This is a genomic window from Streptomyces sp. NPDC002790, assembly GCF_040295505.1.
GTDB lineage: Bacteria > Actinomycetota > Actinomycetes > Streptomycetales > Streptomycetaceae > Streptomyces.
The window spans coordinates 1-1,172 of sequence record NZ_JBEOVM010000244.1 but is presented as its reverse complement, the minus strand read 5'-3'; the positions used below and the strand labels follow the sequence as shown (position 1 = coordinate 1,172).

The 1,172-nt window shown below is 65.7% G+C and carries 1 protein-coding gene; it reads left to right on the top strand.

Annotated elements, in window-relative coordinates; genetic code table 11:
• On the top strand, positions 1–1,172 hold a 1,172-nt coding region (locus ABT004_RS36340), incomplete at both ends, for an AMP-binding protein (protein ID WP_351346141.1).

Genomic DNA, 1,172 nt, shown 5'->3' with positions numbered 1-1,172 from the left:
GATGTGGCGCTGGGTGGTGTGGATGTGTTGGGGGTTGATGAGCGGGTTCGGTTGTTGGGGTGGAACGAGGGGGCGTTGTCGGTTGGTGGTGTGGGTGGTTCGTTGGTGGGGTTGTTCGGGGAGCGGGTGGTGGCTGCTCCGGGTGTGGTGGCGGTGGTGTCGGACGGTGTTGCGTTGACGTATGCCGAGTTGGATGCGGCCGCGAATCGTTTGGCGCGGTATTTGCGGGGTCGTGGTGTGGGTGCGGGTTCGTTGGTGGGTGTGGTGTTGGAGCGTGGTGTGGATGTGGTGGTGGCGTTGTTGGGTGTGTTGAAGGCGGGGGCTGGTTATGTGCCGGTGGATCCGCGGTATCCGGTGGAGCGGGTGGGGTTTGTGCTGCGGGATGCGGGTGTGGTGGGTGTGGTGACGTCTGTTGGGTGTGGTGCGGTGGTTGAGGGGTGTGTGCCGGAGGGTGCGGTGCTGGTGGTGGTGGATGAGCCGTCGGTGGCAGCGGAGTTGGCGGGGCTGGATGGTTCGGGGGTGGGGTGTGTGGTGTCGCCGGATGAGGTGGCGTATGTGATTTATACGTCGGGGTCGACGGGCCGTCCGAAGGGTGTGGTGGTCAGTCACGGGAATGTGGCGGCGCTGCTGGGGTCGGCGGGTGAGCTCTTCGGTCTGGGGCCGGGGGATGTGTGGAGTTGTTTCCATTCGGTGGCGTTCGACTTCTCGGTGTGGGAGTTGTGGGGTGCGTTGGTGCATGGGGCGCGTGTGGTGGTGGTGGGGTTTGAGGTGTCTCGTTCGCCGGGGCGGTTTGCGGAGTTGTTGGTGCGGGAGGGGGTGACGGTGCTGAGTCAGACGCCGTCGGCGATGTATCAGTTGTTGGCGGTGGATGGGTTTGTGGTGGGTGCGTTGCGGTTGGTGGTGTTCGGTGGTGAGGCGCTGGATGTCGGCCGGCTGGCGGGGTGGTGGGGTCGTGAGGGTGCCGGCGGGGTGGCGTTGGTGAACATGTACGGGATTACGGAGACGACGGTGCATGTGACGCATCGTCGGGTGGGTGTGGGGGATGGTGTGTGGGGCAGTGTGGTGGGTCGTGGGCTGCCGGGGGTGTCGGTGTTCGTGCTGGATGCTGCGTTGCGTCCGGTGCCGGTGGGTGTGGCGGGGGAGATGTATGTCGCGGGTACGGGAGTCGCGCG